This window comes from Pseudomonas sp. BF-R-01, from assembly GCF_019946615.1.
GTDB classification, from domain to species: Bacteria; Pseudomonadota; Gammaproteobacteria; order Pseudomonadales; family Pseudomonadaceae; genus Aquipseudomonas; species Aquipseudomonas migulae.
In genome coordinates, this window is record NZ_JAGYFX010000077.1 from 22671 (window position 1) to 28670 (window position 6000).

General features: G+C 59.3%; 5 protein-coding genes and 1 pseudogene. 3 read left to right on the forward strand and 3 right to left on the reverse strand.

Going from position 1 to position 6000, the window contains the following annotated elements; genetic code table 11:
- Positions 1 to 196: 196 nt before the first annotated feature.
- Positions 197 to 1048: a glycine betaine ABC transporter substrate-binding protein gene (locus KGB27_RS23085; RefSeq protein ID WP_008039894.1), complete on the reverse strand. Its 852-nt coding sequence runs from the start codon at positions 1046 to 1048 to the stop codon at positions 197 to 199.
- Between the two features lie 301 nt (positions 1049 to 1349).
- Between KGB27_RS23085 and KGB27_RS23090 the strand changes: the two genes are divergently transcribed.
- On the forward strand, positions 1350 to 2945 hold the full coding sequence (locus KGB27_RS23090) for a beta (1-6) glucans synthase (RefSeq protein WP_223556483.1): 1596 nt from the start codon (positions 1350 to 1352) through the stop codon (positions 2943 to 2945).
- Positions 2946 to 3054: 109 nt separating this feature from the next.
- Here the strand turns inward: KGB27_RS23090 and KGB27_RS23095 are convergent, their stop codons facing one another.
- Positions 3055 to 3423 carry a hypothetical protein gene (locus KGB27_RS23095; protein ID WP_192226095.1) on the reverse strand — a complete coding sequence of 123 codons (369 nt, stop codon included), beginning with the start codon at positions 3421 to 3423 and terminating at the stop codon, positions 3055 to 3057.
- Between the two features lie 225 nt (positions 3424 to 3648).
- On the opposite strand from KGB27_RS23095, the gene KGB27_RS23100 reads away from it, so the two are divergent.
- Both KGB27_RS23100 and KGB27_RS23105 read left to right on the forward strand, forming a co-directional pair.
- Positions 3649 to 4947: a hypothetical protein gene (locus KGB27_RS23100; RefSeq protein ID WP_008039890.1), complete on the forward strand. Its 1299-nt coding sequence runs from the start codon at positions 3649 to 3651 to the stop codon at positions 4945 to 4947.
- Entirely contained in the window at positions 4940 to 5728 is a 789-nt protein-coding gene (locus KGB27_RS23105) for a VacJ family lipoprotein (protein ID WP_008039888.1), read from the forward strand. Before KGB27_RS23100 ends, KGB27_RS23105 begins: the two co-directional genes overlap by 8 nt.
- 156 nt (positions 5729 to 5884) lie before the next feature.
- On the opposite strand, the pseudogene KGB27_RS23110 reads toward KGB27_RS23105, so the two are convergent.
- Positions 5885 to 6000, reverse strand: a pseudogene (locus KGB27_RS23110) (DUF808 domain-containing protein); the annotation flags it as partial.

Here is a 6000-nt window from a genome sequence, read left to right on the forward strand (position 1 = left end):
GACCTTAGTATTAGAGCGACATGACAGAATCGCCATTTTCCAGCACGGCGCAACTTCTGTAGGAGCCGGCTTGCTGGCGATGGCGATTGTGAGGACGCCATCGCCGGCAAGCCTGGCTCCTACACAAAAACAAAAAGCCCCTTGGCTGTTATGCCAAGGGGCCTTGAGAAGTGCTGACCAGAAACGTCAGCTCAAATCATTTGGTCCAGTCCGCAACGCGCTCAGGGTGCTTGGCAACCCAATCCTTCGCAGCGGCTTCAGGCTTGGCACCGTCCTGAATCGCCAGCATGACTTCGCCGATTTCGTCTTTCGACGCCCACTGGAAGTTCTTCAGGAACTTGGCCACTTCCGGCGCTTTGGTTGCCAGCTCTTTGCTGCCGATGCTGTTCACGGTTTCAGCCGCGCCATAAACGCCTTTCGGGTCTTCCAGGAAGCGCAGTTTCCACTTGGCGAACATCCAGTGCGGCACCCAACCGGTGACGGCAATGGATTCGTTTTTCTTCTCGGCACGGGTCAGCTCGGCAATCATGCCGGCGCCGGAACTGGCCTTGAGTTGGTAACCGGTCAGGTCGTAGTCCTTGATTGCCTGCTCGGTCTTGAGCATCACACCTGAACCGGCGTCGATGCCGACAATACGTTTTTTGAAGCTGTCGTCGGTTTTCAGGTCATCGAGGGTTTTAGCTTTCACGTACTCCGGCACGATCAAGCCGATTTTTGCATCCTTGAAGTTCGGGCCGTAGTCGACGACCTGATCCTTGTTCTTGGTCCAGTATTCGCCGTGAGTCACCGGCAGCCAGGCGGACAGCATGGCGTCGAGTTTGCCTGTGGCCACACCCTGCCACATGATCCCGGTGGCGACGGCTTGCAGCTTCACGTCATAACCCAGTTTCTGCTTGATCACTTCGGCCGCCACGTGGGTGGTCGCGACGCTGTCGGACCAGCCGTCAACGTAACCGATGCTCAGGGTTTTGCTCTCGGCATTGGCCATCGTGGAGCCAATCGCAAGTACCAGTGCGGCACCCGCGCCTAAAAGTCGTCGCATCTTCATCGTTACTTCCCCGAAAGTGCTGCGCTCGACGGATGCCGAGTCGCGTCAACGTATTGTTATGGTGCACTGCGCGCCCATCACGCCTCACCGCAAACTCGTACGATCATCAGCGCGTTTTATTAATGAGAACACTGACGCCTCGATAATCAACCTGACGCCAACCTGAACCTGTGCTGTCAGCGACCTCAAGGCATCGAGAAACGACATCAGAACGCCATTAATCACGAGCACCTGAAAGGCCTCGGGCGATCCGCCCGAACTTTGCATGTCAAAATTATGCGGGCCACCAAGCGCGGGACAAATGCGGGTAACATGCGCGGCTTTGCTCCCAGACGGCCTGACCATGCCCGCGACATCACGCTTTCCTTTTTTCGCTTACCTTTTCGCCTGCCTGCTGGGGCTCTTCGCTCTCGGCGGTTTTTGGTACGGCCTCGGCAAACCGGTGATTCTGCCGGACGTGGCCAGCGCGACGCACAAACTGCAATGCGCCTCCTACACCCCGTTCGACAAGGACCAATCGCCGTTCGATCAGCCGTTCAAGTTGCGCCCCGAGCGCATGGACGCCGACCTCGCGTTGCTGGCCACCCGCTTCGAATGCATTCGCACCTATTCCATGACCGGCCTCGAGGCCTTGCCCGACCTGGCGCGCAAGCATGGTCTGAAGTTGATGATCGGTGCGTGGGTGAACAGCAACCCGGTGGACACAGAGAAAGAAGTCGACCTGCTGATCGCCTCGGCCAACGCCAACCCGGACGTGGTCACGTCGGTGATCGTCGGCAACGAAGCCCTGTTGCGCAAGGAAGTCACCGGTGCGCAATTGGCCAGGCTGATCAACAAGGTCAAAAGCCAGGTCAAGCAGCCTGTCACTTATGCCGACGTCTGGGAGTTCTGGCTCAAACACCCGGAAATCGCCCCGGCGGTGGACTTCCTGACCATTCACCTGCTGCCGTATTGGGAAGACGATCCGTCGAACATCGACGCCGCGCTGCAACATGTTCGCGAAGTGCGCCAGGTGTTCGGCAACAAATTCGCCCCCAAAGACGTGATGATTGGCGAAACCGGCTGGCCGAGCGAGGGTCGTCAACGCGAAACCGCGCTGCCGAGCCGGGTCAATGAGGCCAAGTTCATTCGCAGCTTTGTGATCATGGCCGAACAGGAAGGCTGGCACTACAACCTGATCGAAGCCTTCGACCAACCCTGGAAACGCGCCAGCGAAGGGGCCGTTGGTGGTTACTGGGGCCTGTTTGACGCCGACCGTCAGGACAAGGGCGTGCTGGCCGGTCCGGTGTCGAACGTGCCGTACTGGTCGCAATGGCTGGCGGTGGGCGGGATGATTTTCCTTGGCACGCTGATCCTTGGCGGTCGTGTACGCAGTACCCGCTCTGCGTTGGTGCTACCGCTGCTCGGCGCTTTGGCGGCCTGTTCGATTGGCGCCTGGGGCGATCTGGCACGCGTCACCACCCGGTTTACCAGTGAATGGTTGTGGGTTGCGTTGCTGACGGCTTTGAACCTGTTGGTACTGGTGCATGCAGCGCTGACACTGAGTGACCGTAGCGGCTGGCGTCAACGGGCCTTCAATGTGCTGGAGCGCCGGGCCGGATGGTTGCTGGCAGCAGCAGGTTTTGCAGCGGCGGTGATGATGCTCGAACTGGTGTTCGATCCGCGTTATCGCAGCTTTCCGAGCGTAGCTTTCATCCTGCCCGCGCTGGTTTATCTGTGCCGGCCGGTGAGTGTGCCACGTCGTGAAATCGCGCTTCTGACCTTCATCATCGGTGCCGGCATTGCGCCGCAGCTGTATCGCGAAGGTTTGCAGAATCAGCAGGCCTGGGGCTGGGCGCTGGTGAGTGTGTTGATGGTGGCGGCGTTGTGGCGCTGTTTGCGGGTTCGCAAGGGCTGATGGCCCCATCGCGAGCAGGCTCGCTCCCACATTTGATCTCCATCGTTCACATAATATGTGTTCACTGAAGATCTACTGTGGGAGCGAGCCTGCTCGCGATGGCGATCTGTCAGGCGCCGCGAGACGCCCGGACCAGACGCAGCCCTGCAATCACCACCGCAAACACAGCCATCGTCGTGTTGTACAACGCCAACGCCGGAAACCCGAACACCAACGCCAACACCGCCAACCACCACCCTGCCCGCCCCGGCAACACGAAGCCGATCACGGCGGCGGCCACTGCCGCCCAACCCAACACCTGGAAATGAATCATCAGGCCCAGGTTCGAACGGACCAGGCATTCCCAGCGGCTCGCCTCGTCCGCGCAGAGGCCGACCCATTGCGCATCCTCCATGAAGCCATACCGCGCGCCATAACTGGCGGCCAGCCATAAAGGCAGCAAAACAAGCAGCAGAATTACCGGTAAACGGCGGGACATGAAGCACTCCAATCAACGAAAAACGGCGGCCAGCTTAATCCCCCGGCAGCCTGACGCAAGCCTTAACAACAGTTAACTGGGCACTCAATCACTGCAAAGTGTATCGTCCAGCTACTATTACTCTGAAATTTGGCCTGATTGGTGTCGATACATGGCACTTTGGCGCAACCCCCGTGGTCATAGCCTGCGAACTTCATTCGGCACCTTTCTATAAGGGATCCAGTCATGCTCCGTTCCTTGCGCTTCGCCGCCCTGTTTAGCGGCCTTATCTTGAGTGCGTCCGCACTGGCGGTCGATATCGACGCCGCCAGTTATGGCTATCCCTTGACCAACCCGTTCGAGGCGACCATCGCCACGACGCCACCGGACCTGCGTCCGGAGTTGCCGCTTGACGATGACATCGACCAGGAAACCCGCAGCGTCACGCTGCGCCCGGAGCGTGAGTTCGAACTGCCGGACAACTTCTGGCCGGTGAAGAAGCTGACCTACCGCATCGCAACCCAGGATAAAGCCGCCCCGTTGATCTTCCTGATCGCCGGCACCGGTGCGCGCTATGACAGCAGCCTTAACGAATACCTGAAAAAGCTCTACTACAAGGCGGGTTACCACGTGGTGCAACTGTCGTCGCCCACCAGCTTCGACTTCATGAGCGCCGCTTCACGCTTTGCCACACCCGGCATCACCAAGGATGACGCCGAAGACATGTACCGGGTGATGCAGGCCGTGCGGGCACAAAACCCGAAAGTGGCCGTCACCGATTACTACCTGACCGGCTACAGCCTGGGGGCGCTGGATGCGGCATTTGTCGCGCATCTGGATGAAACCCGCCGCAGCTTCAACTTCAAGAAAGTCTTGCTGCTGAACCCGCCGGTGAACCTCTACACCTCGATCACCAACCTCGACAAGCTGGTCCAGACAGAGGTCAAGGGCATCACCAACACCACCACGTTCTATGAACTGGTACTGAACAAACTGACCCGTTACTTCCAGCAGAAAGGCTACATCGACCTCAACGACGCCCTGCTCTACGACTTCCAGCAGTCCAAGCAGCACCTGACCAACGAACAGATGGCCATGCTGATCGGCACGTCGTTCCGCTTCTCGGCGGCCGACATCGCTTTCACCTCGGACCTGATCAACCGTCGCGGCCTGATCACTCCGCCGAAAACGCCCATCACCGAAGGTACCAGCCTCACGCCGTACCTCAAACGTGCGCTGCAGTGCGACTTCGACTGCTACATCACCGAACAAGTGATCCCGATGTGGCGCGCGCGCACTGACGGCGGCAGCCTGCTGCAACTGATCGACCAGGTCAGCCTGTATGCCCTGAAGGATTACCTGCACGACAGCCCGAAAATCGCGGTCATGCACAACGCAGATGACGTGATACTCGGCCCGGGTGACCTCGGTTTCCTGCGCAAGACTTTCGGTGATCGCTTGACTGTTTATCCACTGGGCGGCCACTGCGGCAACCTTAACTATCGCGTCAACAGCGACGCCATGCTGGAGTTCTTCCGTGGCTAAATACCTCCTGCTTATCGCAGCGTTACTCTGTGCAGGCGTCGCCAATGCCGACAACAGCAAAGCCAACGCCCCGGTGGTCGTCGACAGTGACGGCTTCAAGGAGCCACTGAGCAAACTCAAGTTCAACCCGGGCCTGGACCAGCGCGAATTCGAGCGCTCGACACTCAGCGCGCTGGCCGTCTACGACCCGCTGGAAGAGTGGAACCGCCGGGTGTATCACTTCAACTACCGCTTCGACCAATGGGTGTTCCTGCCGGTCGTCGACGGGTATCGCTACATCACGCCAAGCTTCCTGCGCACCGGGGTCAGCAACTTCTTCAACAACCTCGGCGACGTACCGAACCTGCTCAACAGCTTGTTGCAGTTCAAGGGCCAGCGTTCGATGGAAACCACTGCGCGCCTGCTGCTCAACACCACCATCGGCATCGCCGGCCTGTGGGACCCGGCCACGGCCATGGGCCTGCCGCGCCAGAGCGAAGACTTCGGCCAGACGCTCGGTTTCTACGGCGTACCGGGCGGCGCCTACTTCGTGCTGCCGATCCTAGGCCCGTCCAACATCCGCGACACCGGCGGCCTGGCCGTGGACTTCACCGCCGAATCAGCGATCAACTTCCTGAACGTCTCCGAAGTCAGTTCCAACCACCCTGAAGTGTGGGCCCTGCGCAGCATCGACAAGCGCCACCAGACCAGCTTCCGCTACGGCCAACTGAACTCGCCGTTCGAATACGAAAAGGTGCGCTACGTGTACACCGAGTCGCGCAAGTTGCAGATCGCCGAGTAATTCATCGGCAACAAAAAAAGGCCATTCGATGTGAATCGAGTGGCCTTTTTCATGCCTGTCGCAATTCAACTGTAGGAGCTGGCTTGCCAGCGATGGCGTCCGAAAGGACTGTATCGGGTTTGAAATCCCATCGCCGGCAAGCCGGCTCCTACAGGTTCAGCGTTTGACTGCCCGCCAGATCTTGCTGACAACCATCACACCCGCCAACACCACCGCACCCGCCACAATTCCCGCTACCGCATTCAGCAGCGTTGGCACGACAAACCCCGCAC

Excerpts from the sequence above, each read along its gene's own strand:
- KGB27_RS23085 (WP_008039894.1), bottom strand. The coding sequence starts at position 1,048 with ATGAAGATGCGACGACTTTTAGGCGCGGGTGCCGCACTGGTACTTGCG.
- KGB27_RS23090 (WP_223556483.1), top strand. The coding sequence starts at position 1,350 with ATGCGGGTAACATGCGCGGCTTTGCTCCCAGACGGCCTGACCATGCCC.
- KGB27_RS23095 (WP_192226095.1), bottom strand. The coding sequence starts at position 3,423 with ATGTCCCGCCGTTTACCGGTAATTCTGCTGCTTGTTTTGCTGCCTTTA.
- KGB27_RS23100 (WP_008039890.1), top strand. The coding sequence starts at position 3,649 with ATGCTCCGTTCCTTGCGCTTCGCCGCCCTGTTTAGCGGCCTTATCTTG.